21 protein-coding genes are annotated in these 24,200 nt (G+C 74.2%); 8 read left to right on the top strand and 13 right to left on the bottom strand.

Annotated features, from left to right (window positions below):
• Nucleotides 1-25: 25 nt before the first annotated feature.
• The 4 genes from ACIOJE_RS28405 to ACIOJE_RS28390 all read right to left on the bottom strand — a co-directional run bounded on the left by ACIOJE_RS28405 (nt 26) and on the right by ACIOJE_RS28390 (nt 4,677).
• Entirely contained in the window at nt 26-406 is a 381-nt protein-coding gene (locus tag ACIOJE_RS28405) for a DUF742 domain-containing protein (protein WP_280680941.1), read from the bottom strand.
• Complete coding sequence (locus tag ACIOJE_RS28400) at nt 403-834, bottom strand: roadblock/LC7 domain-containing protein (protein ID WP_280680943.1); 432 nt, start codon at nt 832-834, stop codon at nt 403-405. The genes ACIOJE_RS28405 and ACIOJE_RS28400 overlap by 4 nt, the downstream gene beginning before the upstream one ends.
• Nucleotides 834-2,936, bottom strand: coding sequence for an ATP-binding protein (locus tag ACIOJE_RS28395; protein WP_400779881.1), 2,103 nt, complete (start codon nt 2,934-2,936; stop codon nt 834-836). Before ACIOJE_RS28395 ends, ACIOJE_RS28400 begins: the two co-directional genes overlap by 1 nt.
• Before the next feature lie 472 nt (nt 2,937-3,408).
• Complete coding sequence (locus ACIOJE_RS28390) at nt 3,409-4,677, bottom strand: acyl-CoA dehydrogenase family protein (RefSeq protein ID WP_280681208.1); 1,269 nt, start codon at nt 4,675-4,677, stop codon at nt 3,409-3,411.
• Nucleotides 4,678-5,101: 424 nt separating this feature from the next.
• Here ACIOJE_RS28390 and ACIOJE_RS28385 point away from each other — a divergent pair, with 424 nt between their 5' ends.
• The 3 genes from ACIOJE_RS28385 (at nt 5,102) to ACIOJE_RS28375 (ending at nt 10,452) form a co-directional block, all read left to right on the top strand.
• Entirely contained in the window at nt 5,102-6,175 is a 1,074-nt protein-coding gene (locus tag ACIOJE_RS28385) for a GAF domain-containing protein (protein WP_400779879.1), read from the top strand.
• A gap of 338 nt (nt 6,176-6,513) precedes the next feature.
• Complete coding sequence (locus tag ACIOJE_RS28380) at nt 6,514-8,103, top strand: lipase maturation factor family protein (protein ID WP_400779877.1); 1,590 nt, start codon at nt 6,514-6,516, stop codon at nt 8,101-8,103.
• 204 nt (nt 8,104-8,307) lie between these two features.
• Complete coding sequence (locus ACIOJE_RS28375) at nt 8,308-10,452, top strand: hypothetical protein (protein ID WP_400779876.1); 2,145 nt, start codon at nt 8,308-8,310, stop codon at nt 10,450-10,452.
• An 83-nt stretch (nt 10,453-10,535) separates the two neighbouring features.
• Here ACIOJE_RS28375 and ACIOJE_RS28370 read toward each other — a convergent pair whose 3' ends face one another.
• Nucleotides 10,536-10,679, bottom strand: coding sequence for a hypothetical protein (locus ACIOJE_RS28370; RefSeq protein ID WP_400779875.1), 144 nt, complete (start codon nt 10,677-10,679; stop codon nt 10,536-10,538).
• A 49-nt stretch (nt 10,680-10,728) separates the two neighbouring features.
• Nucleotides 10,729-11,553 (bottom strand): helical backbone metal receptor, encoded by an 825-nt coding sequence (locus ACIOJE_RS28365; protein ID WP_400779873.1) that lies wholly within the window; start codon nt 11,551-11,553, stop codon nt 10,729-10,731.
• A 142-nt stretch (nt 11,554-11,695) separates the two neighbouring features.
• On the opposite strand from ACIOJE_RS28365, the gene ACIOJE_RS28360 reads away from it, so the two are divergent.
• The 3 genes from ACIOJE_RS28360 to ACIOJE_RS28350 all read left to right on the top strand — a co-directional run bounded on the left by ACIOJE_RS28360 (nt 11,696) and on the right by ACIOJE_RS28350 (nt 15,021).
• Complete coding sequence (locus tag ACIOJE_RS28360; RefSeq protein WP_400779871.1) at nt 11,696-12,784, top strand: ABC transporter substrate-binding protein; 1,089 nt, start codon at nt 11,696-11,698, stop codon at nt 12,782-12,784.
• Nucleotides 12,785-13,090: 306 nt separating this feature from the next.
• Complete coding sequence (locus ACIOJE_RS28355) at nt 13,091-14,125, top strand: FecCD family ABC transporter permease (protein WP_400779963.1); 1,035 nt, start codon at nt 13,091-13,093, stop codon at nt 14,123-14,125.
• Nucleotides 14,122-15,021, top strand: coding sequence for an ABC transporter ATP-binding protein (locus ACIOJE_RS28350; RefSeq protein ID WP_400779869.1), 900 nt, complete (start codon nt 14,122-14,124; stop codon nt 15,019-15,021). Before ACIOJE_RS28355 ends, ACIOJE_RS28350 begins: the two co-directional genes overlap by 4 nt.
• Here ACIOJE_RS28350 and ACIOJE_RS28345 read toward each other — a convergent pair.
• The 4 genes from ACIOJE_RS28345 to ACIOJE_RS28330 all read right to left on the bottom strand — a co-directional run bounded on the left by ACIOJE_RS28345 (nt 15,006) and on the right by ACIOJE_RS28330 (nt 19,745).
• The gene (locus ACIOJE_RS28345; protein ID WP_400779867.1) at nt 15,006-16,016 is read right to left on the bottom strand and encodes an L-tyrosine/L-tryptophan isonitrile synthase family protein; all 1,011 of its coding nucleotides are present in this window, start codon (nt 16,014-16,016) and stop codon (nt 15,006-15,008) included. The genes ACIOJE_RS28350 and ACIOJE_RS28345 overlap by 16 nt on opposite strands.
• A 57-nt stretch (nt 16,017-16,073) precedes the next feature.
• Nucleotides 16,074-17,456, bottom strand: a complete 1,383-nt coding sequence (locus tag ACIOJE_RS28340) for a cytochrome P450 (protein WP_400779865.1) — start codon at nt 17,454-17,456, stop codon at nt 16,074-16,076.
• Between the two features lie 100 nt (nt 17,457-17,556).
• On the bottom strand, nt 17,557-18,852 hold the full coding sequence (locus ACIOJE_RS28335) for an MFS transporter (RefSeq protein ID WP_400779863.1): 1,296 nt from the start codon (nt 18,850-18,852) through the stop codon (nt 17,557-17,559).
• 329 nt (nt 18,853-19,181) lie between these two features.
• Nucleotides 19,182-19,745, bottom strand: a complete 564-nt coding sequence (locus tag ACIOJE_RS28330) for a sigma-70 family RNA polymerase sigma factor (RefSeq protein ID WP_280680968.1) — start codon at nt 19,743-19,745, stop codon at nt 19,182-19,184.
• A 55-nt stretch (nt 19,746-19,800) separates the two neighbouring features.
• Here ACIOJE_RS28330 and ACIOJE_RS28325 point away from each other — a divergent pair, with 55 nt between their 5' ends.
• Nucleotides 19,801-20,070, top strand: a complete 270-nt coding sequence (locus ACIOJE_RS28325) for a zf-HC2 domain-containing protein (protein WP_400779861.1) — start codon at nt 19,801-19,803, stop codon at nt 20,068-20,070.
• 303 nt (nt 20,071-20,373) lie between these two features.
• Here the strand turns inward: ACIOJE_RS28325 and ACIOJE_RS28320 are convergent, their stop codons facing one another.
• Nucleotides 20,374-21,306: a hypothetical protein gene (locus ACIOJE_RS28320; RefSeq protein WP_400779859.1), complete on the bottom strand. Its 933-nt coding sequence runs from the start codon at nt 21,304-21,306 to the stop codon at nt 20,374-20,376.
• A 287-nt stretch (nt 21,307-21,593) separates the two neighbouring features.
• Here ACIOJE_RS28320 and ACIOJE_RS28315 point away from each other — a divergent pair, with 287 nt between their 5' ends.
• On the top strand, nt 21,594-22,844 hold the full coding sequence (locus tag ACIOJE_RS28315) for a cytochrome P450 (protein ID WP_400779857.1): 1,251 nt from the start codon (nt 21,594-21,596) through the stop codon (nt 22,842-22,844).
• A 75-nt stretch (nt 22,845-22,919) separates the two neighbouring features.
• Here the strand turns inward: ACIOJE_RS28315 and ACIOJE_RS28310 are convergent, their stop codons facing one another.
• Entirely contained in the window at nt 22,920-23,618 is a 699-nt protein-coding gene (locus ACIOJE_RS28310) for an N-acyl homoserine lactonase family protein (RefSeq protein WP_400779855.1), read from the bottom strand.
• A 61-nt stretch (nt 23,619-23,679) separates the two neighbouring features.
• Nucleotides 23,680-24,138, bottom strand: a complete 459-nt coding sequence (locus tag ACIOJE_RS28305) for an Lrp/AsnC family transcriptional regulator (RefSeq protein ID WP_280680983.1) — start codon at nt 24,136-24,138, stop codon at nt 23,680-23,682.
• Nucleotides 24,139-24,200 lie beyond the last annotated feature (62 nt).

Genomic DNA, 24,200 nt, shown 5'->3' with positions numbered 1-24,200 from the left:
CGGGGCGGGTGGGGGCCCCGCCGGGTCAGAGCCGGCGGACGCCCTCGATCACGGCCTGGATCAGCGAGATGTCCGGCGCCTCGGCGAGTTGGACCGGGGCGCGGGTGAGGATCAGCCGGGCCTCGGCCAGGTCGTCGAGCAGCACCTTGACGACGCTGACCGGCAGGTCGAGGGTGGCCGCGATCTCGGCGACGGCCAGCGGGCGCTCGCGGCACAGGTCGATGATCGCGGCCGGTTCGGGCGTGAGCCGGCTGGTGTCGGTGCGCGGGTCGGCGGTGACCACGAGGGTGATCAGTGCGAAGCCGTCACGGACCGGGCCGGTGCGCCCGTTGGTGATCGCGTAAGGGCGGACCAGATGGCCTGCGTCCTTGTCGTAGAACCAGGCCTCGTCGGCGTCGGCGGTCACGCACCGCCACCCGCGCCGACCTGGCCGGCGTCGCTGCGTGGCGCCGCGGTGAGGTACTGGCCGACCTGCTTGACCAGCACGTTGATCTCGTACGCCATCAGACCGGCGTCCACCTGCTCGCTGGTGAGGACGGCGAGCCGGGCGCCCTGCCCGGCGGTGGTGACGAACAGGAACAGCTGGTCCATCTCGACCACGGTCTGCCGGACCCGCCCGCCGTTGAACCGGTGTCCGGCGCCGCGGGCGAGGCTCTGCAGTCCGGAGGCGACGGCGGAGAGGTGCTCGGCGTCGGCGCGGTCCAGGCCCCGGGACATGCCGACCAGCAGACCGTCCTCGGAGAGGACGATGGCGTGCCGGGTCTCGGGTACCCGGGCCACCAGCTGGTCCAGCAGCCAGTTGAGGTCGCGCTGGGTGTCGGTGTGCTGCGTCATCACTGCTGTTCCTTGGCTTCCTGAACGGCGGAGGCATCCCGGACGGCGGAAGGCGCGGTCGGGGTGTGGGGCGCGGCGGGCGCCTGGGGGGCGGTGGGCGTGATCGGCGTGTAGGGGTCGGGGTCGGCCGCGCGGGCGGTCCGGGTGCCGCGCTGGATGGCGGCCATGGTGGCGCGGGAGCGCTGCGGTGACGGGTCGTCGGCCTCGGGGGCGCCGTGCCGGGGGCCGGACTGGGGCCCGGTCCGGGCGGGGTGGCCGACCACGGGGGGCAGCATGACGCCGGGGGCGTTGGCCTCGCGGAGCTGCTCGGCGAGGCTGGCGTTGCGGACCCGCTGCGGCAGGACCCGCGGAGTGCGCAGTTCGCCGTCCTGGCCGTGCTCCAAGCGCTTCTCCTGGGCGCGGTCGGCGCAGGCGCCGTCGAGGGGCACGGCCGCAGGCTCGACCACCGAGTCCGCCGTGCGCCCGTCCCCAGCGCGCCCGTCCCCAGCGCGTCCGTCCCCAGCGCGTCCGTCCACGGTGCGCCCGTCCGCCGACGGCTCGCCGACCGGGAGGTCGTACGGCTGCGGAAGGACGGGCCGGGGGACGACCACGGCACCGGGCAGGCCGGGGATCTCGGCGCCGACCGGCAGACCGCCGTTGGTCGGAGCTGGGGCGGCGCCCAGGGAGTACTGGGCGAGCAGCTCACCGGTGATCACACCGCCGTCACCCGCACCGTCACCCACGCGGGGCCCCGCAGGAACCCCAGGCACCCCGGGCACCGAAGACGCACCCGCCCCATCGGCCGCACCAGGCGCGGCCCCGGGCACCGGAGCCCCCGGCCCCCCGCCCAGCAGCCCGCCGAGTACCCCGGCCAGCGCGCCCGACAGCTCCCCGTCCGCACCGCCGAGGTCGCCGCCCGCCGTCGGCAGCGGCTCGGGGACCGGTGTCCGGGTGACCCGCGCGCCGGACGGCAGCCCGGCGACTGCGGCCGGCTGCTCGGCCTGCTCCAGCAGCACGGACGGCACCAGCACCACGGCCCGGGTGCCGCCGTACGGCGAGGGCCGCAGGGTGACCTGGATGGCGTGCCGGGCGGCCAGCCGCGCGACGACGAACAGGCCCAGCCGCAGGTCGTCGCCGAGGGCGGAGACGTCCAGCTCGGGCGGGTTGGCCAGGTAGTCGTTGAGCCGCTCGTACTCCTCCTCGGTCATGCCGAGGCCGCGGTCCTCGACCTCGACCGCCAGGCCCTTGGGGACCTCCTGCGCGGAGACCTGCACCTGGGTGTACGGCGGGGAGAAGGTGGTGCCGTTCTCGATGAGTTCGGCGATCAGGTGGATGACGTCGGCGACGGCCTGTCCGCTGAGCGAGGCGCGCGGCACGCCCTGGACGACGACCCGGGCGTAGTTCTCGGTCTCGGAGACGGCGCTGCGCAGCACGTTGACCATGGGCACGGCGTTACGCCAGCGCCGGGCGGGCAGGGCGCCGCCGAGGATGACGAGGTTCTCGGCGTTGCGCCGCATCCGGGTGGCGAGGTGGTCGACCGCGAACAGCTCGCGCAGCAGCTCGGGTTCCTCGTGCTCGCGCTCCAGGGCGTCGAGCATGCTGATCTGCCGGTGGATCAGGATCTGGGTGCGGCGGGCGATGTTGAGGAAGACCTTCTTCGTCCCCTCGCGGCCCTGGGCCTGGTGGACGATGGCGGCGACGGCGGCCTGACGGACGGCGGCGAGGCCGTCGGCGGTCTGCTGGACCTCGTCGCCGGCCCGCCGGGACGGCGACCAGGCGGGCGGTGTGGGCACCGGCTCCCCGGCGCGCAGCCGTCCGACGACCTCGGGGATCTCGTCCTGGGCGAGCGCGAGGGTGTCGGTGCGCAGCACGGAGAGGCGGGCGGACAGGGCCCGGGCGGCCCGGATGCCGCGGACCAGGCTGACCAGCAGGACCAGGGCCACGACGGCGCTGCCGGCGATCAGGGCGGTGCGGTGTCCGGCGTCGCGCAGCAGGTAGGCGGCGTAGCCCCAGGCGGCGGCGAGGCCCAGGCTGGGAACCAGCACGAGGGCGAGGAGCGAGCTGCGGAGCGAGCCGGACCGGCCGGCGCGGTGGCCCGTGCGGTGGGCCGATATGCCTGGCATCTGATTCCTCGTTGCAGGGCCGAGTCGCTGGGCCGAACGGCGGTTGGGCCTGTCCGCGGTCCGGCCGGGGCTTCAGGGCGCCACGGCCGGGGTGGCCGGACGGGGTGACGCGGTGTCATCGTCCGGACGGAGGTGCAGCACGGCCGCCGACGGCAGGAACGCTATCAGCCCCATGCGCCCTCGTCGCAACATCAACTGACGATGCGTGAGGGGTCGATGGCGGTGGTGGAGATGCGCGGACGGAGCGTCCGCCGTCGGATCGTCGCAGCTCAGGTCGGCCGGGGGGAGCGCCCCAGGCGGCTCTCCGGGGGCCAGGGGGTCTCCCGGAGAGCCGTCAGGAACAGGTCAAACCGCTTATGCTGGAGGCTTCGACGCCGTCCGGCCGGTCGGGGCCGTCGGTTCGCCAGGCCGGTTTGCCGATGCGCCGGTTCGCGCCGACGTGCCGCGGGTCCAGCCCGTTGGCCACGTCGGTTCAACCCGCCAGCGGTATCGGCACCACCTGCCCGCCCCCCACCACCTGCAACTCCACCGCGGCCTCCCGCTGGGCCAGTTCGGTCCAGGCCCAGCTCGCCAGGTCGGACAGCTCCGCCGACCACTGCTTGCCGTAGGTGCCGCAGGCGACCTGGCCGAGCCGCAGCCGCTGGACGTCCGAGGTCCCGGCCGGCGGGTAGACATGGGTGGCGTCGCGCAGGTAGCGCTCGATGCTGAACTCGGCCTGCAGGCCCCGGGCGGCGTGGATCTCCATGGCGTTGCGCGCCGAGTCCAGCGCGTACTCGGTGTTGATGAGCTTGGCGTTCATCAGCTCGGCGTCGCAGGCCCTGCCGTGGTCGAGCAGGTACGAGGCGTGGTAGGCGGCCAGCTTCGCCGTCATCAGCCGCGACTGCATCTCGCCCAGTTTCAGGGCGATGTTGGGCAGTTGGTTGAGCGGCTTGCCGTAGAGCACCCGCTCCTCCGCGAAGCGCGCGGTGTCCGCGACGATCGCGGTGTGGATGCCGAGCGCGACGGCGGCGAGGTTGAGCCGGCCGTACAGGGTGGAGGAGGAGTAGGCGACGTCCAGGCCCTGGCCCTCCAGGCCCAGCCGGTTGGCGACCGGGATGCGGCAGTCCTCGAAGACGATCTCGCCGAAGCTGAAGCCGTGCAGGCCGCTCTGCGAACCGAGTTCCCCGGCGCGAAAGCCGGGGCGGTCGCTCTCGACCAGGAACGCGGACAGGCCCCGGCTGCCCTCGCCGGTGCGGAGGATCACCCCGTGCACGTCGCCGATGTGGGAGTTGCCGACGAACCACTTGCGGCCGTCGAGCACGTACTCGCCGCCCTCGCGACGGGCGGTGCCGGACATCCCGAGCACGTGGCCGCCCGACTCCGGCTCGGTGACGGCGATGGTCGGCAGCGCCGCACCGGAGGCGAACTTCGGCAGCCAGTACCGCCGTTGGGCGTTCGAGCCGAAGTGGATGACCTTGGCGACACCGAGCTGCGAGGCCTGCGCCACCGCGCCCATGGCACCGCTGACCCGGGCGAGCTCCTCCACGATGACGGTCTTGGCGAGGTGCCCCAGTCCCATTCCGCCGAATTCGCGCGGAATGGTCACGCCGATCCATCCCCGTCGGGCGATCTCCCTCGACAGTTCGACCTCGACGTTCCGTTCGGCCTCCATCCTGGCCACGTGCGGACGTACCTCCTTCTCCGCGAACTCACGGACCTCCGCTCGGAGACTCTCGTGGCGCTCGTCGGTGAAGTAGTCCATCGCCATGCTGGGGTCCTCTCGTGTCAGGGGTGTGCCGTGCCTCCGTCCGCGCCGTCGAAGCCGCTTCGGCCGCCCCCGAGGGTGAGTGGGGTGTGGAGGTGGTGGTGGCCGACTGCCCCTTTGCAATCGGTGCAAGCGGAACTCGGGGCGGCTTTCCCGGGGTTGGGAATACCGTCCGTGTCTTCGGCAGGGCTCATTGTCATATGGGTCTCCTGTGCTGACCCAGAGTCGATCTTCGATTGGCGGAAATCGGCCCGTCCTGACGTTGAGGTGTTTGGTCGTGACGCCGAGTGGGGAGTGATCCTTCCCCGTCGCGACAACCTGCTGAGCGGCCGCTCACATGCGGCTTTGACTGTTCATCAGCAAAGGTGACGAACCGGACCGAGCGAGCCGAAGCGCCCTGATGTCTGATTACATGTGCGCCATGACTGATGTGATGAGCACTCAAGGCCAGTTCCCGGGTGCCCCCGGGGAGTCCGAGCGGACCCGCAGGCTGCGCAGCCTCGGTCTCAACGAACCGTCCGCGGACGAGGCCTTCGACCGCTTCGCCCACCTGGCCGCCAGCATCACCCGCGCTCCCATCGCGATGGTCAACTTCATCAACGACGAGCGCCAGATGTTCCGGGGGCTCTACATTCCGCCAAACTCGAGCGACGTCGCGTCCGAAGAAGGTGCTTCCTGGGCCGATCGGGGCATCGCCTTCGATCTTCCGACCCGTCAGATGCCGCTGAGTCACGGCTTCTGTCCGCACGTCGTCGCCCAGCGCTCCCCCCTCGCGCTCGACGACATCCTCGCCTACCCCCGGTTCTCCGGAAACCCGGTCGTCGACGAACTGGGCGTGCGGGCCTACCTCGGCGCCCCGCTCGTCGACGACACCAAAACCGTCATCGGTACCGTCTGCGTCCTGGACCGGGAACCCCGGCAGTGGGGACGCGAGCGGCTGCGCGACATCCAGCACCTCGCCGAGGCGCTGCTCTCCGAGATCCGGCTGCGCGACAACCTGCTCGCCCAGCAGCAGGAGATGTTCGCCGCCTTCGACGGCTCCCCGTTCCCCATCATGCTCACCGACGGCCCCGGCCAGGAGATCCGCTACGCGAACGCCCAGCACGCCGACACCTTCGGAGCCCCGGCGGCGTACGGGGCGATCGGCGCGGCCTACCCGCAGCTCGGCGCGGCAGGACTCCAGCAGGCCGTCGTGGAGGCCTACCACACCGGGCGCAGCACGGTCCTGAACGACGTCCGGATCCAGTCAGGCCGCCCGGACGCCCAGCGCATCCAGCAGATCTTCAGCTTCACCTGCACCCCGCTGCGGACCGCGCGCACCGGCCAGGTCAACGGCGTCCTCACCGTCGGCATGGACGTCACCGCGCAGTCCCGCACCGAGGAGGAGCTCGGCACGCTGGCCGCGCTGCTGGTCGACCGGCTCCAGCAGAACGGCGCCACCCCGGTCGGACGCCCGGGCCTCGCCGGGGAGTCCGGACTCATCCTGCCGAGCTGAGCCGCCGACCTGCCGTCCGCGTGCGGCGCCGCAGTCCCCCTCCGTACCACCGCCCACCGGTCCGCACCACCGCACCACCCGTGACCGCACCACCCGTGACCGCACCTCTCGCAATCGCAGCACTGATCACCGCACCACCCGCGACCCGCACCACCGCGACATCCGCCACCGTGGCGGGGCGCCTCTCACCCCCGAGGAGAGGCTCCCCGCCACGGTGCCGTCCGGGGGCACCGGGCCGCCCGGAGTACCCCGGCGTCCGAGCCCGAGCGGGTGAACCGGCCCCGCCCGCGCCCCGGCCACGGCCCGCCCGAAGGGCGCCGATGGTAGGCATGGGCCGCATGGACTGGTTCGCGGCCCCCGACTACTGGCTGAGCCGGCTGCTCGTCCAACGCCTGCTCGCCGGCCTCTACCTGGTCGGGTTCCTCGCCGCCGTCGCGCAGTTCCGCGCCCTGATCGGCACCGACGGCATGCTGCCGGTGCCCCGCTTCACCGCCCGGGTCCCCTTCCGCCACGCGCCCGGGCTGTTCCACCTCCACTACAGCGACCGCTTCTTCGCCACCGTCGCCTGGAGCGGCGCCGCGCTCGCCGCCGCCGTGACCGCCGGACTCGGCGACCTCGTCCCGCTCTGGGCGTCGGTCCTGCTGTGGGCGGTGCTCTGGGGGCTCTACCTCTCGATCGTCAACGTCGGGCAGACCTGGTACTCCTTCGGCTGGGAGTCACTGCTGCTCGAAGCCGGCTTCCTCGCCGCCTTCCTCGGCAACGCCGACACCGCCCCGCCGACCCTGGTGCTCTGGCTGATGCGCTGGCTGGTCTTCCGGGTCGAGTTCGGCGCCGGACTGATCAAACTGCGCGGTGACCGCTGCTGGCGCGACCTCACCTGCCTGCGCTACCACCACGAGACCCAGCCCATGCCCGGACCGCTCAGCTGGTTCTTCCACCACCTGCCCGACCCGCTGCACCGCGTCGAGGTGGCCGCCAACCACTTCGTCCAACTCGTCGTCCCGGTCTGCCTCTTCCTCCCGCAGCCGGTCGCGAGCTACGCCGCCTGCATCGTCGTCGCCACCCAGCTGTGGCTGATCGCCTCCGGCAACTTCGCCTGGCTCAACTGGCTGACCGTCACACTCGCCCTCGCCGCCGTCGACCCGGCCCGCCTCGGCCTGCCCGTTCACGCCCACACGCGCCCCGGCGCCCCCGTCTGGTTCGAGGTGCTGGTGATCGCGCTCACCGCCGCCGTCGCCGTCCTCAGCTACTGGCCGGTCCGCAACCTCGTCTCCCGCCGCCAGGCCATGAACCGCTCCTTCAACCGGCTGCACCTCGTCAACACCTACGGCGCCTTCGGCAGCATCAACCGCATCCGCCAGGAGATCGTCGTCGAAGGCACCGACGAACCGACCCTCACCCCGCACACGGTCTGGCACGAGTACGGCTTCAAGGGCAAACCCGGAGACGTGCGCCGGCTCCCACGCCAGTACGCCCCCTACCACCTGCGGCTCGACTGGCTGATGTGGTTCGCCGGCATCTCGCCCGCCTACGCCCGCCCCTGGTTCCTGCCCTTCGTCGCCCGCCTGCTCGCCGGCGACCGCGCCACCCTCCGGCTGCTGCGCCACAACCCCTTCCCCGGCACCCCGCCGACCCACGTCCGGGCGACCCTCTACCTCTACCGGTTCACCGATTGGCGCGAACTGCGGGAAACCGGTGCGTGGTGGCACCGCACCGCGCTCTACGAGTACCTCGCGCCGGTCGACCTCGCCTCCCTCGCCCGCGCCGGGTACCGCGCACCCCTCGGCCGACGGCTCCGCACCGTGCCGCTGGACCGGCCACGGCGGCCCGGGGCCCGGTCGGGAAGACCGTCCGGCCGAGCCGGGGACCGAAGCCCCGAGCACCCGTCCGGCTCAACGCCCCACCACCCAGGTGGCCCTCCCGAGTAGCGGCCAGGTGGGCGGTATGGCACACGACACCGGCCCGTCGGGCGGTGGGTGCGTGCAAGGCTCGAACGGGCACCCGTATTCTGGGCGTCCACAACCGGCGGCCCTACCGCGCGCCCCCCAGCCCCGTTCCGGGGCGCTCCGCGCAACCGGTCCGCCGCCCCCTCGCCGCCAGCCCCGCCGTCGTCGCCCAGAACCGGACCTCACATGACAGTGCTTCACTCGCGCAACGCCGACGCAGCCGACCCGGCGGACGTCGCCGACGCCGCAGACGTCAAGGACCCCCAGGACGCCAAGGCCGTCACGGCGGAGAGCGACCTCCGCGAGGACCTCGGCCGCTACGCCGAACTCGGGGCCTTCACCCTCACCGCCGACACCCACGCCTGGTACGCGGCCGTCGACACCGTCGCCACCCCCGAGGACGCCCGCGCCGCCTCCACCGCGCTGGCCGAACTGCGCGGCCGCGACCTCCGCCAGACCTGGGACGCCGTCACCGCCCTCGCCGCCGAGGTCAAGCTCGACGAACCCGACACCGTCGCCAAGACCGCCCTGCTCGTCGAGCTGCTCCAGCGCGTCCAGCGCACCTCCGCCACCCTCACCGCCGCCGCCTACGACGCCGACCTCGACGCCCTCACCGCCGCCACCGCGGACAGCACCTGGCGCCGCGAGCACGGCGTCAAGCTCTCCTGGCTGCGCGCCCGCTCCCTGCGCAAGCAGGCCACAGCCCTCGCCACCGACCGCCGCGTCCGCCGCGAGGACCTGCACGAGGCACTCGCCTCCGCCGAGATCGAGCGCCGTGCCTGGGTCGCCATCGCCCCCGCGGGCACCCTCCCGGTCGTGCCCACCGACGGCGCGCTGGTCGAGCGGACCGCCCAGGCCTTCGAGGCGATCAACACCGGCCTGCGCGGCCTCGCCCGGATGCTCCCCGACCACGACCTCGACGGGCTGGCCTTCGCCGACCTCGTCGACCTGGTCGAACGGCTCGCCGCCGACGAGGGCACGCTCTACCGCCTGCCCACCATCCGCGGCCTGCGCGCCACCCTGGAGGAGGCCGGCCTCGGCGACCTGCTCGCCGAACTCACCGCCGCCCAGGCCGACCGCAGCGCCGCCGAAGCCGCCTACGGCGCCCGCCAGGCCCTGGCCGGCGGCCAGCGTGACGGGCTCGCGGGGGCGGGGAGCGCCGTCGAGGCTGCGGTTCCTGCTCCGGCTTCGGCTCCTGCCTCGGCGGAGGAGCCGGTGGAGGAGCCGGCGAGCGGCGTGGTGACCGAGGCGGAGCTGGAGTCGGAGCTGGACTCGGGGTCGGCTTCGGACTCGGACTCGGTCGAGGCTGGGTCTGCGGTCGAGGCCGCCGTCGAGGTGATTGAGGAGAAGGTGGCGGAGGTGGCGCAGGAAGCCCCCGTCACCGTGGTCTCCCTCCCGGCGCCGTCCCCGGCCGCCGACGATCTGGTGGCCGCCGCGACCGCCGCGCTGGCGGAGGCCGCGGAGCCGGCCGAGGCCGTGGCCGAGCCGACGGCGGCCGTTGAGGCGCCGGAGGACACGGAGACCGAGGCCGTCGTCGAGACCCCCGCCGCCGAAGCCGAAGCCAAGGCTGAGGTCGAGGTCGAGGTCGAAGCCGAGTCGGCGGAGGAGACGCCCGCCCTGGAGGACGCGCCGGTCGTCGAGCCGGAGGCGGTCGAGGAGGCCGTCGAGACGGCTGCCGAGCCCGAGCTGGTGGCCCAGGTGGAGGCGGCCGAGGCTCCCGCTGTTGAGGCCGCGGAGCCGGTGGCCGAGGTCGTGGTCGAGGTTGTCGAGGAGGCGTCTGCGGTCGTCGTGGAGCCGGTTGTCGAGGTGGAGGCGGTTGTTGAGCCTGCTGCTGCCGAGGAGCCGGTCGTGGCGGTGGAGGCCATCGAGGCCGCGGAGCCGGTGGCCGAGGTCGAGGCGCCGGTTGTACCGGTCGAGGTAGAGGTTGTCGAGGAGGCGTCTGCGGTCGTCGTGGAGCCGGTTGTCGAGGTGGAGGCGGTTGCTGAGCCTGCTGCTGCCGAGGAGCCGGTCGTAGCGGTGGAGGCCATCGAGGCCGAGGAACCGGTGGCCGAGGTCGAGGCCGAGGCCGTCGAGGAGGCGCCCGCCGCCGAGCCGGTGGCCGAGCCCGCCGCCACTGACCGGCCCGAGAAGCCGGACTTCACGCCCGGTCGGCCCGTGACCGCCTACTCCGCCGACGAACTGCTCGCCGTCGTCCGGTGGGTGGACGGTGACGGTGTCGAGCGCACGGACGAGGAGCTGCTGCGGGCGGCGATGAAGGAGCTGGGCTTCGCCCGTCTCGGGCCGCGGATCAAGGAGGCGCTGGGCGCCGCCGTCACCGCCGCGCGGGGCTGACCTCCGGGGAACAGTGGCGAAGGGCCCGGGACACGCGATCGCGCGTCCCGGGCCCTTCGCCGTACCGCGTGTGCCCGAGAACGTCAGCCCGCCTTGCTCCATGGTCGGTTGGAGATCAGCGCCTTGACGTTGGCCACGTACCCCGGGCTGGGGATGGCCAGGACGACCGTCGAGACCGCCACGGCCGACACCAGGACCAGGGGCTCTCCGGACGTGCCCACTGCCATCGGTGGTTCCCCCGCTTGTCACCGGCGGTTCCGGCGAGTGGCGGTCATCCTACGATGTGCTCTTTTCCCCTGGTCCGGACGGGTGCCCTGGCATGAACGGGTGCTCCAATGCCTGCGCGAGGACGGTCGGAGCCGTCGCCAGGGAGGGCCCGTACCAGGCCAGGTGGCGTCCGCTGACCAGCGCCGCCGGGACACCCGGGAACGCCTCCGGGCCGTCCTCCGCCGTGAAGCGGTACGGCTCGTCCGGCAGCACCACCAATTCCGGTCGGCAGGCGAGCAGTTCGGGCAGCGGGACGGCCGGGTAGCGCTCGGCGTGCCCGGCGTGGACGAGCCGGACGCCGAACCGGCGCAGCAGGTCCCCGGCGAAGGTGTCGCGGCCGAGGACCATCCACGGGCGGCGCCAGATCGGCACGATCGCCCGCGGGCCGTCCGAGGGGCGCGGGACGGCGGCCCACGCCGCCTCGGCCTCGTCCAGCCAACCCGGGCGCGGCAGCGCGCAGGCGGTGGTGAGCATCCGGTCGAGCGAGCGGAACGCGCCGTCCAGGGTGCGGACGTCGGTGACCCAGACCGGCAGGCCGGCCGCCCTCAGCGCGTCCAGGTCGGGGCGCCGGTTCTCCTCGTCGTTGGCCAGGACGAGATCCGGGGCGAGAGCGAGGATGCCCGGCACGTCCGGGTTCTTGGTGCCGCCGATCCTGGTGACGGCCAGGTCGGCCGGGTGGCTGCACCAGTCGGTGGCGCCGACCAGCAGCCCGGGCGCGGTGACGGCGACGGCCTCGGTCAGCGACGGCACCAGCGACACCACCCGGCGCGGCGGGCGCGGGCCGAGCCGTACGGGCAGGTCGAGATCGTCCCGCAGGACGGTGGGATCGGCCATCCGGCCACCCTACGCCGGGGGTTCGAGGACGGCCGCCGGACGGAGCGGAAATCCCCGGGAACCCGCCGAACGATCCGGCCGACTACCTGGACCGGGTTCGCAGGACGGGCCCCCAGCACGATCACCGACCAGGAGAGTTGTCATGCGCCCTCGCGTTGTCTGCGGAATCGCGGCCGCCGTCGCCCTGTTCGCCACGGCCTGCGGAAGCGGCGGCGGGGGAGGCGGAGAGCGGGGCGCCACCGGCACCGCCCAGGCCGCCCCGGCCGGCGGCTACCCCGTCAAGGTCGCCGACTGCACGGACCGGGAGACCACCATCGCCAAGGCCCCCGCCAAGATCGTCACCAGCAACGCCGCCGCCCTGGAGCTGCTGCTCCAACTGGGCGCGGGCGACCGGGTGATCGGCACCGGCTTCCCGCCCGGCCACGGCACCCTCCCGCCGGCCCTGGCCGAACAGGGCGCCAAGGTGCCCGTGCTCGGCGACAAGACCATCCCCAAGGAGAAGCTGCTCGGCTCCGGCGCCGACCTCTACATCGACACCTTCGGCGCGATGCCGATGATGGGCGGCGGCGCCACCGGGCCCAGCGAGGAGGAGTTCGCGGCGGCCGGCATCCAGCACGTCTACCTCCTGTCCACCGCCTGCGCCGGCACCCCGAAGGCGGCCAAGGCGCCGCGCACCGACCTCTCCGGGATCGAGAACGACATCCGCCGCCTCGGCGCCGTCACCGGCACCGCCGCCCGCGCGGAGGAGCTCGTCGCAGGCATGGAGAAGCAGGTCGGCGAGGTCCGCACCGCGCTCGCCGGCGTCCCGGAGGCGCAGCGTCCCGGCTACTTCGTCTTCGACTTCGACGCCGGCACCAAGCAGCCGGTCGCGGTCTGCGGCCGCCAGGTCGCCAACGCGGTGATCACCCAGGCCGGGGCCCGCAACGTGTTCGCCGACTGCGACGCCGACTTCAAGCCCGGCTCCTGGGAGGACGTCGTCGCCAAGAACCCGGACTGGATCCAGCTCGCCGTCCGCAACCGGGGCAGCGAGGAGGCCACCCGCAAGGCCTTCGACGACGCCGAGGCGTTCCTGCGCGGCTTCCCCGCGACCCAGGGCCTGAAGGCCGTCCAGGAGGGCCATTTCGTGCGGCTCGGCTCCGAGGTCACCACCATCGCGGGCGTGCGCAACGCCGACGCCGTCCGGCAGATCGCCGCGACCATCCACCCGACTTTCGTCAAGAACGGGCAGTAGGCGGTGACCTCGGCCGTCCCCGGTGCTCCCGGCGTCCCCGATGCTCCCGGCGTCCCCGATGCTCCCGGCGTCCCCGATGCCTCCGGCGCTCCCGGTGCTCCCGGCGTCCCCGATGCTCCCGGCGTCCCCGATACCTCCGGCGCTCCCGGTGCTCCCGGCGTCCCCGATGCTCCCGGCGTCCCCGATGCCTCCGGCGCTCCCGGTGCTCCCGGCGCCCCCGATGCCCCCGGCGCCCCCGATGCCTCCGGCGCGCCCGGCACGACCGCTCGCACGCGCGAGGGGAGGGATGCCCGCCCGGCCCGCACCCTGCGGGCCGGGCCGCTGGCCGTCGCGCTGACCACCGCCCTGGTGCTGGCCCTGACCGCCGCGGTGTCGTTCGGCTCACTGGACATCCCGCCCGGCGAGGTGTGGTCGGTCGTCGCCCACCACCTCACCGGGCGGGCCCCCGAGCCCGGCACCCGCGACCTCATCGTCTGGCAGCTGCGCGTCCCGCGCGCCCTGCTGGCGGCGACGGTCGGGGCCGGGCTCGGCCTGGTCGGCACCGCCGTGCAGGCCCTGGTCCGCAACCCGCTCGCCGACCCCTACCTGCTCGGCATCTCCTCCGGCGCCTCGCTCGGGGCGGTCGCCACGATCGTCCTCGGCACCTCGCTCGGCCTCGACCTCGCCTTCGGCAGCGCGCTCGGCCTCACCGTCTCCCTGGCGGCCTTCGTCGGCGCCCTCGGCGCGTTCTCCCTGGTCTGGTTGACGGCCCGGCGCGGCGGCGGCTTCTCCCCGCTGCGCCTGGTCCTCGCGGGCATCGCCATCGCCCAGTTCCTCGGCGGCATCACCAGCTACCTCGTCCTGCAGACCCGCGACGAACAGCAGACCCGCGGTGTGCTGTTCTGGCTCATGGGCAGCCTCGGCGGCGCCGTCTGGGCCCAACTCGCCGTCCCCGCCGTCGCGGTGGCGCTCGGACTGGCCCTGCTGCAGGCCCGCGCCCGCGGGCTCAACGCGATGCTCATGGGCGACGAGACGGCCGCCGGGCTCGGCGTGGACGTCACCCGGCTGCGCCGCGAGGTCTTCGTGGTCACCAGCGTGCTCACCGGCGTGCTGGTCGCGGTCTCCGGCGCGATCGGCTTCGTCGGGCTCATGGTGCCGCACGTCTGCCGGCTGCTCGTCGGCGGCGACCACCGGCGCCTGTTGCCGCTGTCCGCGCTCACGGGTGCGCTGCTGCTGGTCGTGGTCGACACCGTGGCCCGCACCGCGCTGGACGGCCAGGAACTGCCGATCGGCGTCGTCACCGCCGTCCTCGGCGCCCCCACCCTGCTCTACCTGCTGGACCGACGACTGGAGCGTACGTGAGGATCGCCGTCGAGGAACTGAGCGTCACCCTGGCCGGGCGGACGGTGGTGGCCGGGGTCCACCTGGTCGCCGAGGAAGGGGAGATCGCCGGACTGGTCGGGCCCAACGGCAGCGGCAAGTCCAGCCTGCTGCGCACCGTCTACCGGCACCTGCGGCCGAGCGCCGGGAGGGTGCTGCTGGCCGGGCGCGACCTGGCCGGGCTGCGGCCCGCGCAGTCCGCCCGGCACATCGCCGCGCTGCCGCAGGAGCGCGGCGGGGACTTCGAGTTGAGCGTCCGCGAGGTGGTCGCGATGGGCCGCACCCCCTACAAGCGGGCGTTCGCCGCCGACGACGCCGAGGACCACCGGATCGCCGCCGACGCGCTGGCGCGGGTCGGCATGGCGGACGCCGCCGGCCGCCGGTTCGCCCAACTGTCCGGGGGCGAACGGCAGCGGGTGCTGCTGGCCCGGGCGCTCGCCCAGCAGCCGGACGTCCTGGTGCTGGACGAGCCGACCAACCACCTGGACGTCCGGCACCAGGTCGAACTCCTCGCCCTGCTCCGGGAACAGCGCCGCACCACCCTGGTCGCCCTGCACGACCTCAACGCCGCCGCCTCCGTCTGCGACCGGCTGCACGTCCTGCACCGCGGCGCCCTGGTGGCCTCCGGGGCGCCGCGCGAGGTGCTGACCCCGGACCTGCTGGCCGAGGTGTTCGGCGTCCGGGCGGCGGTGGTCGAACACCCGCTCACCGGCGACCCGTTGATCGCCTTCGACCACCGCACCCCGGCCTCCGCTCCGTTGCGGGTGGGAGTGGGGCCGGGAGTGGGAGCGGGTGCCGGGGCCGGGGCGGAGGGAGGGGGCGGGGGAGCGCTGGGGGCCGGAGCCGGGGCGGGGCCCGCCCGTCAGAACGCCTCGTAGTGGCTCGGCCGGCCGTCGCGCTCGACGAGCCGGCCGAGCTGCGCGGCGTCCTCGCTGCGCAGCAACTCCCATTCACCGTCCGGTCGGTGGAGCACCGAGGAGTGCCAGGGCGTCATCCAGGCATCGGCCGCCTCCAGGAGCCGGATGCCGAACTTCGGTGCGCCCGCCGGCTGCGGGTGGATGGAGAGCCGGACCGACCGGGGGTGCTGCGCGGCGATCAACTCGCCCCAGGCGCGGCTGCGCTGGATCACCCCGTACGCGCGGCGGCGGCAGTCGCGCTGCAGGGCGGAGCGGGTGCCGGTGAAGCCCGTGGTGTCCTCGGTCAGAAAGCGGGTGATGCCGCGGTAGAGCCGCAGGGTCTCCTCGTCCGTCAGCACCAGCTCGCGCAACTCCTCGACGCTCGGCGCGTACTGGGCGTGCACCCGGGCGCGTTTGTCGTCGAACGGCAGGTCGCCGAGGACGGCGCGCAGGTCGAAGGTGGCGAGGTGGCTGAGGCCCTCGCGCTCGATCATCGCCGTCAACGCGTCGGAGTACTCGTCGATGTGGTCGTCGGGGACGTGGACGAGGTCGCCGAATATGTGTCCGTCCGAGCAGATCAGGATGTGTGCGCCGGGCTCGTAGCGGCGGCCGATCTCCGCGCAGAGCCCGTCGAGGAAGGTGAGCGACAGGCGCTCGCCCTCGTCGGGCAGGTGGCTGAGCACCTTCGCGGGGTTCGGCGACTTGCAGGGGAAGCCGGGCAGGGTGAACAGGATCGGGTCGCCGGCGGCGACGAAGTCCGCCAACTGCGCCAGCTGGTGCGGGAAGTGCTCCGGCCTGGTGTCCAGCCCGGGGTCGGAGGCGCGGCGGTGCGGCAGCAGCAGGCCGAGGATCTGGGCGGCGAGCCGTTCGGTGCTCGTGTCCGTGGGCGTACCTGTGGTTGTGCCCGCGTTCGTGGGCGGCGGTGTGGATGCGGTGGGGTGACGGTGGCGGGTGGAAACGGTGCCGGCGGGCGGCATGGTGGTCCTCCGGGAAAGGTCGTACGGGCGTCGGGCGGGCGCGGCCGCGCGCCGGTCTCAGAAACGTCGGTCGTAGGCGACGGGCAGCCGGTTGACCCCGCGCGCCAGCACGGCGGGGATCCAGGCGAGGGAGTCCAGACCCTCACCGGCCGCCTCGGCCGGACGCAGCCCGGGCAGCCGGGCGAGCAAGGTGGCGATGGCGACCTGGAGTTCGGCCCGGGCCAGGGCAGCGCCGGGGCAGTAGTGGATGCCGTGGCCGAAGGCGAGGTGGGCGTTCGGCGTTCGGTCGAGGTCGAGGCGGTCCGCGTCCGGGAACCGCACGTCGTCTCGGTTGGCGGCGCACAGCGAGACGATCACCGAGTCGCCGGCCGGGACGGTGGTCCCGAACAGGTCGCTGTCCTCGGCGAAGAACCGCCAGGTGGTGAGCTCGAACGCGGCGTCGTGGCGCAGCAGTTCCTCCACCGCGCGGGCGAGCGGACCGGGGTCGTGGGCGGGCCCTTCGGCCAGGGCGTCGCGCAGTCGGGCGAGTTGGTCGGGGTGGCGCAGCAGGGTGATCAGCATGGTGGTGATCTGGTTGGTGACCGGCTCCTGGCCCGCGACCAGCAGCTGGAACACCATCGAGTCGAGCTCCTCGCGGCTCAACTCGCCCGCGTCATGGGCGGCGACGAGCCGGCCCAGCAGGTCGTCGCCCGCCGTGACCGGGTCGTGGTGGGTGGGATGTTCGGCGCGGTTCACGGTGTGCCGGCCGGCGCGCTTGTGGGCGACCACGTCGGCGATGTACGTCTGCAGGCCGCGCAGCCGCGCCTCGTACGCCGGGCGGCCCGGGTCGTGCGGGCCGACGGGCTGGACGACCTTGCCCCAGTCGCGGTCGAAGCGCACCGCCAACTCGGCGGGCAGGCCGATGACTTCGGCGAGGACCCGGAACGGGAAGTGGGCCGCGAAGCCGGCCACCAGATCGGCACCACCGGTCTCGGGCAGCTCGTCGACCAGGGCGTCGGCGAGTTCCTGGAGGCGCGGGCGCAACGACTCCACCCGGCGCGGGGCGAAGGCGTCCAGGACGAGGCGGCGCATCGCGGTGTGCTTGGGCGGATCCTGGTGCAGCAGGTGGACCTGCAGCCGGGAGTGCTGCGGCTCGGGCATGATCGACGCCAGCCTGTGCCAGTTCTCGTTGCCCAGCGCGTGGTTCTTGCCGAGGCGGGGGTCGTTGAGGGTCTCGTGGGCGGCCTGGTAGCCGGTGACCAGCCAGGCGTGGATGCCGCTCGGGAACTCCACCCGGTGCACCGGCCCGGCCTCGCGCATCCGCCGGTAGAGGGGATAGGGGTCGCTCTTGTACGCGGGCCCGTACAGCGGGACGGGGTCGGGGAGTTGGTCGTACCCGTACGGGCAGCGCGGTTCGCCCGCCGGGCTGGCCGGTGCCGGATCGCGGACGGTGTCGGTCATCTGTGGTGCTCCTCCGGTGGTGCGGGCATGGCGGTGGTGCGGGGTATCGGTGGTGCAGGCAGGCGGTGGCCGGGTGGGCCGGCGCCCGGTGGGCCGGTGGTCAGGACCGTGGGCGGCGGTGCAGGGCGAGCAGGAGCACGGCCGTCGCCGCGACCACGGAGGCCAGGGCGATGCCCGCCCGGGTGCCGGTGGTGGCCCGGTCGCCGGCCAGTGCGGCGGCACCGGCCAGGGCGGGGCCGAGGGCGAAGCCCAGGCTGCGGGCGAGCTGGACGGCGGAGCCCGCGGTGGCGAGCTTGCCGGGCGGCGAGGCGGTCATCACCAGGGCTTGGGTGGGGCCGCCGTTGAGGCCCATCCCGATACCGGCCAGGGCGAGCCGCCAGGCGATGTCCGAGGCGGACCAGTCGGCGTTGAGTGGGACGAGCAGCGCCAGGCCGAGGGTGGTGACGGCGGCGCCGGCGAGCGCGGTCGGGCGGGCGCCCCAGCGGTCGGCCAGCCGCCCGCCGACCCGGCCGGCCAGCACCATGCCGAGCGGGAAGGCCAGCATGGTGAGTGCGGTGGCGGTGGCGCTCTCGCCGCCCGGACCGCGCAGGTGCTGGGCGAGCAGATAGTGGCAGGCCGCGAAGCCGGCGGCGAGTGCCAGCACCGAGGCGTTGACCCCGACGGTTCCGGCGGCCCGCAGCACCTCGGCGACCGGCCTGCCGCCGGGGCGGCGCAGCCAGAACAGGACCAGCGGGGCGGCGGGCAGCGCCAGCAGCAGCCACAGCGGCGCCTCCGGGGTCAGGGTCAGCGCGAGCAGCACGGCGGCGACGGCCGTGCCTATCAGGGCGGCGTCGCCGAGTGAACTCCGGTCGGGCGGGCGCAGCCTGCCGCGCCGCGGGGCGTGCCGGTGCACGATCAGCACGGCGGCCAGACAGACCGGCAGCTTGACCAGGAAGACGGCCCGCCAGCCGAAGTGGTCCAGCAGCAGGCCGCCGATGACCGGCCCGGTGACGGCGCCGAGCGGGCCGAGCGTCGCCGGGACGCTCATCGCCCGCCCGCGCGACTCGGGGCGCACGGAGGTGGCGGCGAGCACCGGCATCAGGACGAACAGCACCGCGCCGAACGTGCCCTGCAACAGCCGGGCGGCGATCAGCCAACCCGCCGAGGGGGCGAGGGAGGCCAGCACGCTGCACGCGGCGAAGCAGCTGACCGCGAGCAGCAGCGCCGCGCGGGTGCCCACCTGGTCCAGCCATCGCCCGGCGGGCAACAGCAGGGCGACCAGGGGAAGTTGGTAACCGAGGGCGGCCCACTGCGCGACCCCGGGGGACACGTGCAGGCCGGTCGAGATGTCGGTGAGCGCCAGGTTGACCACGTTCATGTCGAGCATCGCGACGAACGAGAGCAGTCCGGCGGCCACGACCAGGCTCCACCGGTCCGTCGCTTCGACCTGATGTACTGTCAGAGTTTTTGCGGTCGGGGGTGGTTGCGCTGCCATGAAGTCCCTCCGTTGCCCGACTGCTGTACCGGACGCCGCCTCGGCGGCGGGGTCCGGTACAGCAGTCGGAGGCGCGGCGGCTCCAGTTCCGAACAGGTGAAGGAATTTTCGAACGGGTGGGTGGTGGGCGGCCGGCGCCTGGTGGCTGACAGCTGACGGGTAACAGATAACAGATTTCAAAATCTGTTATCTGTCAGTTGTCATCTGTTACCCGCCACCCGTCGCCCGCCCGCCGCCCACTCCGCTCCCGCTCAGCAGGCTGCAGCCAGCTCCCCGCTCTCGGCCGCGCGCAGTCGGGCTATCAGCTCCTCGCGGGCCCGGGCGACCCGGGAGCGGACGGTACCGACCGGGCAGCCGGCGACCTCCGCCGCCTCGGCGTAGCTCAGACCGACCACCTGGGTCAGCACGAAGGCCTCCCGCCGTTGGGCGGGCACCCGGTCGAGCAGGTCCCCGAGCGCGATGCCCTCCTCGAACCCGGCCGCCGGTTCGGACCCCTGCCGCTCCGCCACCTCCTGCCAGTCCGGCAGCGGCGCGCAGCGCGGTCGGGCGGCAGCCGTCCGGTACCGGTCGATCACCGTGCGCCGGGCGATCGACAGCAGCCAGGTGCGGGCCGAGGAACGCCCGGCGAAGGCCGGAAGGCCGCGCAGCGCGCGCAGGAAGGTCTCCTGGGCGAGGTCGTCGGCGGACTGGACGTCGGTGAGGTGGGCGACGAAGCGCCAGACGTCCCGCTGGGTGGCCCGGACGAAGGCCTCGACGTCCGGGGCCCGGCCCGCGCGGGCGGTCAGGGCGAGTGCGGTGAGCTGCTCGTCATCCACGGCGGCCTCCCACCCGGCCGGTCCCGCTGCGATGGCAGTGCGGGACGATGGTCCTATGAGATGTGCGCAGTTCCGTACTGCCCTGTCGGCCCGGCTCGACGGCGAACCGACCGGCCTGCCGGGCGCCCGCCTGGACCGGCACGTCGCGCGCTGCGCCGGCTGCCGCGGGTGGCTGGAGCGGGCCGAGCAGCTGCGCGGCCGAGTACGGGCGAGCGCCGCCGAGGGGCCATCGGAGCAGTGGTCGGCCCGGTTGCTGCGTGGACTCGGGGCGCGGGGGGCCGGGGGCGGTCAGGCTCCGGACGGGCCGGAGGCCGAGGAGCGGTAGGACGGTGGCGCCGGCCGGAACCGGTGCGCCGTCGTAGTCAGGCATGCGAAGGTCCTGAGGGGAAGGCTGGGAGCGGCGCCACCCGAGGCGGCGCCGCCAACGTCCGTGGACTTCCGCGCGCCGCGCGGCGCCTCCTGGAGGAGACGGCGGGCGGGCGCGGGCCCGGGCCCTGACGGCGTGGCGGCGAAGGCACGGCCGGGCGACAGGGCGACCTGCCCGTGGCGCGAAACCCCTGGGCCCCGCCGTCCCGGGCGGCCGTGAGCGGCCAGGGGCGGTGTCGGGTGGGGGAAGGCGGCGGGCGCGTCAGCAGGCGAGGGCGAACGCCGGCGGGCCGCGCCGCACCACGGCATGGGTGAGCAGCACCGGCCGGGGCGGCCGGGCCTGGCGGCCGGTGGGCCGGGGCGGAGCCGGCGGACGGTAGCCGAAAGGGCGCGCCAACAGTGCCAGCAGCGGGAGCGGCAGCACCCCCGCGACCACGGTGCCGAGCGCACCGAGCAGGTCGAAGAGCCGGACCAGCGCGGCGTCACCGCGCCACAGCAGCAGCGCGCAGGCCAGCGCGGCGAGCGTGTGGGCGGCGATCATCCCGAGGGACATCCCGTGCGCCATGCCGTGCGCCATGCCATGGGTCATCCCCGGGGACATGCCGTGTGTGGTGGGCACCCCGGACGCGCCCGGGATGCCCGACACGGCCGAGCCGCCGGGCATTCCCGCCATCCCGGCCATGTCCAACGCCATCCCGTCGGCCGAGGCCGAGGTCAATCCCGAGGCCGAGGCTGTTCCCGGGGCCGCACCGTGGTGCATGCCCGCCATGGTGTGCAGGCCACCGGTGGCGGGCGGGACGTCCGGGTCGAGGCCCGCCATCCGGGCCAGCTCGACGGGGGAGAGCCCGCCGGGGATCCGCTCCGGGTTGCAGAGCAGCAGGGCGGCCCAGTCCGTGGCGGCGAGCCTGCCGAGGCCGCCACCTCCGCGGCCGAGCGCCCCGGCCTGCTCGAACAGCAGGTGCAGCGCGCTCTGCGCCGCGACCATCCAGACGCTGATCGGGCCGAGCCCGCGCCGCTTGCCGGCGAGCAGCCAGGTCAGGCCGAGGACGGCTCCGAACGAGCAGGCCAGTACCGGCGGCGAGACCCCGGCCCCGGCCATGGCGACGTGCGCCGAGGCGGCCAGCGCCACGCACAGCGCGGCGAAGACCACGGCACGCAGCAGGCGGATCCGGTCGGTCATCACGATGGCACTCATCGTCGCACCCGCCCTGCCCGGCCCGTACCGCACCCTGCGGTATTGGCCGGTTCCGTCCCGTGAGAACATGCCCGGCCCCGCGCCGAGACGTCGGGCGCGGCCGCCGGGCGCCGGGTCCGGACACCCGGTCCGGATGCCTGACCCGGCCGGCACGCCACCCCGGCAGCCCGTTCGTACGACCATCAGTGCGGTTTGACATCTCCCACCGCTTGCTCACTAGATGTGCACGCCCCGGCACCGACGGTGGGTGCCCGGTGGGCGTCGTACGCGAACAGGAGGCCCCGGCCATGGAAACCTCGACCGACTCGGCGGCCCCCGCCGCCGACCTCGCCGACCCCCGCTTCTGGCAGCTGCCGGCCCCCGCCCGCGCCGCCGCCTTCGCCGAACTGCGCCGACGCCCCGCTCCGGTGTTCTTCGGCGACCCCGCCACCGGCCGGGGCTTCCGCGCCCTGGTCCGCCACGCCGACGTGGTCGAGGCCAGCCGCACCCCCGCCGTCTTCCTCAGCGGCCCCGGCGTCACCGTCCCCGAACCGGCCCGCTGGGTCCGGCTGGTGTTCGGCGACTCGATGGTGAACCTCGACGACCCCCGGCACGCCCAGCTGCGCCGGATCGTCTCGCAGGCCTTCACGCCCCGGCTGCTCGGCCGGGTCGAGGAGGACATCCGCCGCGTCGCCACCCGACTGGTCGACGACGTCGAGCGCCGGCGGCCGGAGGACTTCGTCACCGCCGTCGCCGCCGAACTCCCCTTCCAGGTGATCTGCACGATGATGGGCATCCCGGAGCGTCCGCGCCGGGCGATCCTGGACCAGGTCAACCACGCCTCCGAACACACCGGCGTGGCCCGCCCGCTGCGCCGCCGGATCCGGATGCCCGGGCGGGGGCTGATGGCACTGGCCCGCATGCAGGGCATGGTCGCCGCGGTCGGCCGTGAGCGCCGGCGCAGGCCTGCGGAGGACCTGATCTCCGCCCTGGTCACCGCCGACGTGGACGGCCGCCGGCTCACCGGACGCGAACTCGGCGCCTTCTTCTCCCTGCTGCTGGTCGCCGGAGTGGAGACCACCCGCAACGCGCTCGCCCACGGCCTGCACCTGCTGACCGTCCACCCCGAGCAGCGCGCCCTGCTGCTCGCGGACCTCGACGGGAGGCTCGGCGGCGCGGTCGACGAGATCATCCGCCACGCCACGCCGATCATCCACTTCCGCCGGACCCTCGCCGCCGACCACGAGCTCGGCGGCCCCGGCGGCCCGCTGCTGCGAGCGGGGGAGAAGGTCGCGCTGTTCTTCGGCTCGGCCAACCGGGACGAGACGGTCTTCCCCGACCCGGACGCCTTCGACATCACCCGCACGCCCAACCCCCACCTCGGCTTCGGCGGCGGTGGGCCGCACTACTGCATCGGCGCGCACCTGGCCCGGCAGGAGATGAAGGTGCTGTTCCGCGAGCTGTACTCCCGGCTGCCCGAGGTGCGGTCGACGGGCGAGCCGGACCTCGTCCCGTCCAACTTCGACCACCGCGTACGGTCGCTGCGCTTCACCTTCTGAACCTTCTGCACCTTCTGTACCTTCTGCACCTCCCGAGCCGCCGGAAGGACACCGGCTGAACCGCCGGAAGGCCTGCTATCCGACGACCGGCTCCCAGACCGCGTGGTCGTGCGCGAACAGGACCCGGCGCGGCCCGTACTCCGCCAGTCGGTCCAGCCAGGCCCGGTAGCCGGGCAGCGGCGCCGCCACGCCCTCGCGTGCCGCCCGCCGGGCGAGCACCGCCTGGCCGTACTCGGACGCGAAGTCGTACGCCTGCCCGGCCAGCACCACCGCGCCGCCGCCCGGGCGTTCGACCACCAGCGACTGGTGGCCGTCGGTGTGCCCGGGAGTCGGCAGGATCCGCACGCCCGGCCAGACCTCCGTCTCGCCGTCCAGCTCGCGGTAGTCGGCGCCCGGGAAGTCGACCAGGGCGTCGATGGTGTACCCGCCGCGCCGGGCGGCGGCCAGCTCGGCCGCCTGCACCAGGACCGGCGTCCCGGCCAGCAGCGGATTGCCGCCGCAGTGGTCGAAGTGCAGGTGGCAGTTGACCACCAGGTCGATGTCGGCGCCGCCGACGCCGGCCGCCGCGAGCGCCTCCGGCAGCGGGCGGCGGACCGGGCGGTAGTGCGCCTCGGTCTCCGGATCGCCCGCGCCGATCCCGGTGTCGAACAGCAGCAGCCCCTCCGGCCGGTGCACCAGGTACGCCAGCACCGGCTCCACCCGGGGCTCCGGGCCGCCCACCTCGGACGCGGGCCGGACGAAGTACCCCAGATCGAGGCGGCGGATCGCGTGCATAGAGGGCCCCCTTGTCGCGCTGTCCCCGTGCGGGCGGCCGTGGCGGCGCCCCGTTCGCACCCTACCCGCCGATCGGCAGCCCCCGGTCGGTCTTCACCTGCTTCATCGTCAGGTGCGAGTTGACCTGCGCGATCCCCGGCAGCCCGGAGAGCACGCCGGTGATGAAGCGCTCGTACGCGGCGATGTCGGCGACCGCGATGCGCAGCAGGTAGTCCGGCTCCCCGAACAGCCGGTGCGCCTCCACCACCTCCGGGAGTTCCGCCACCCGGCGCTCGAACTCGGCGACCGTCACCTGGTCCTCGTGACGCATGGTGATCGTGACGAACGGCTGGAAGCCGCGCCCGACCGCCGCGCCGTCCACCACCGCCCGGTAGCCGCGGATCACGCCGTCCTGCTCCAGTTGCCGGACCCGGCGCAGGCAGGGGGAGGGGGTCAGGTCCACCCGGGCGGCCAGGTCGGCGTTGGTCAGGCGGCCGTCCTGCTGGAGCTCGCGGAGGATTCTGCGGTCGATTCGGTCCATGGCGCAATATTCTGCCAAAACGTGGGCCCGGCGAGCATGAAGTGGCCATCGCATGCCAGGGC

It is taken from the genome of Kitasatospora sp. NPDC087861 (assembly GCF_044742585.1).
Taxonomy (GTDB): Bacteria; Actinomycetota; Actinomycetes; order Streptomycetales; family Streptomycetaceae; genus Kitasatospora.
The sequence above is the reverse complement of the archived record's forward strand: the minus strand, read 5'-3'. Positions and strand labels throughout refer to the sequence as shown.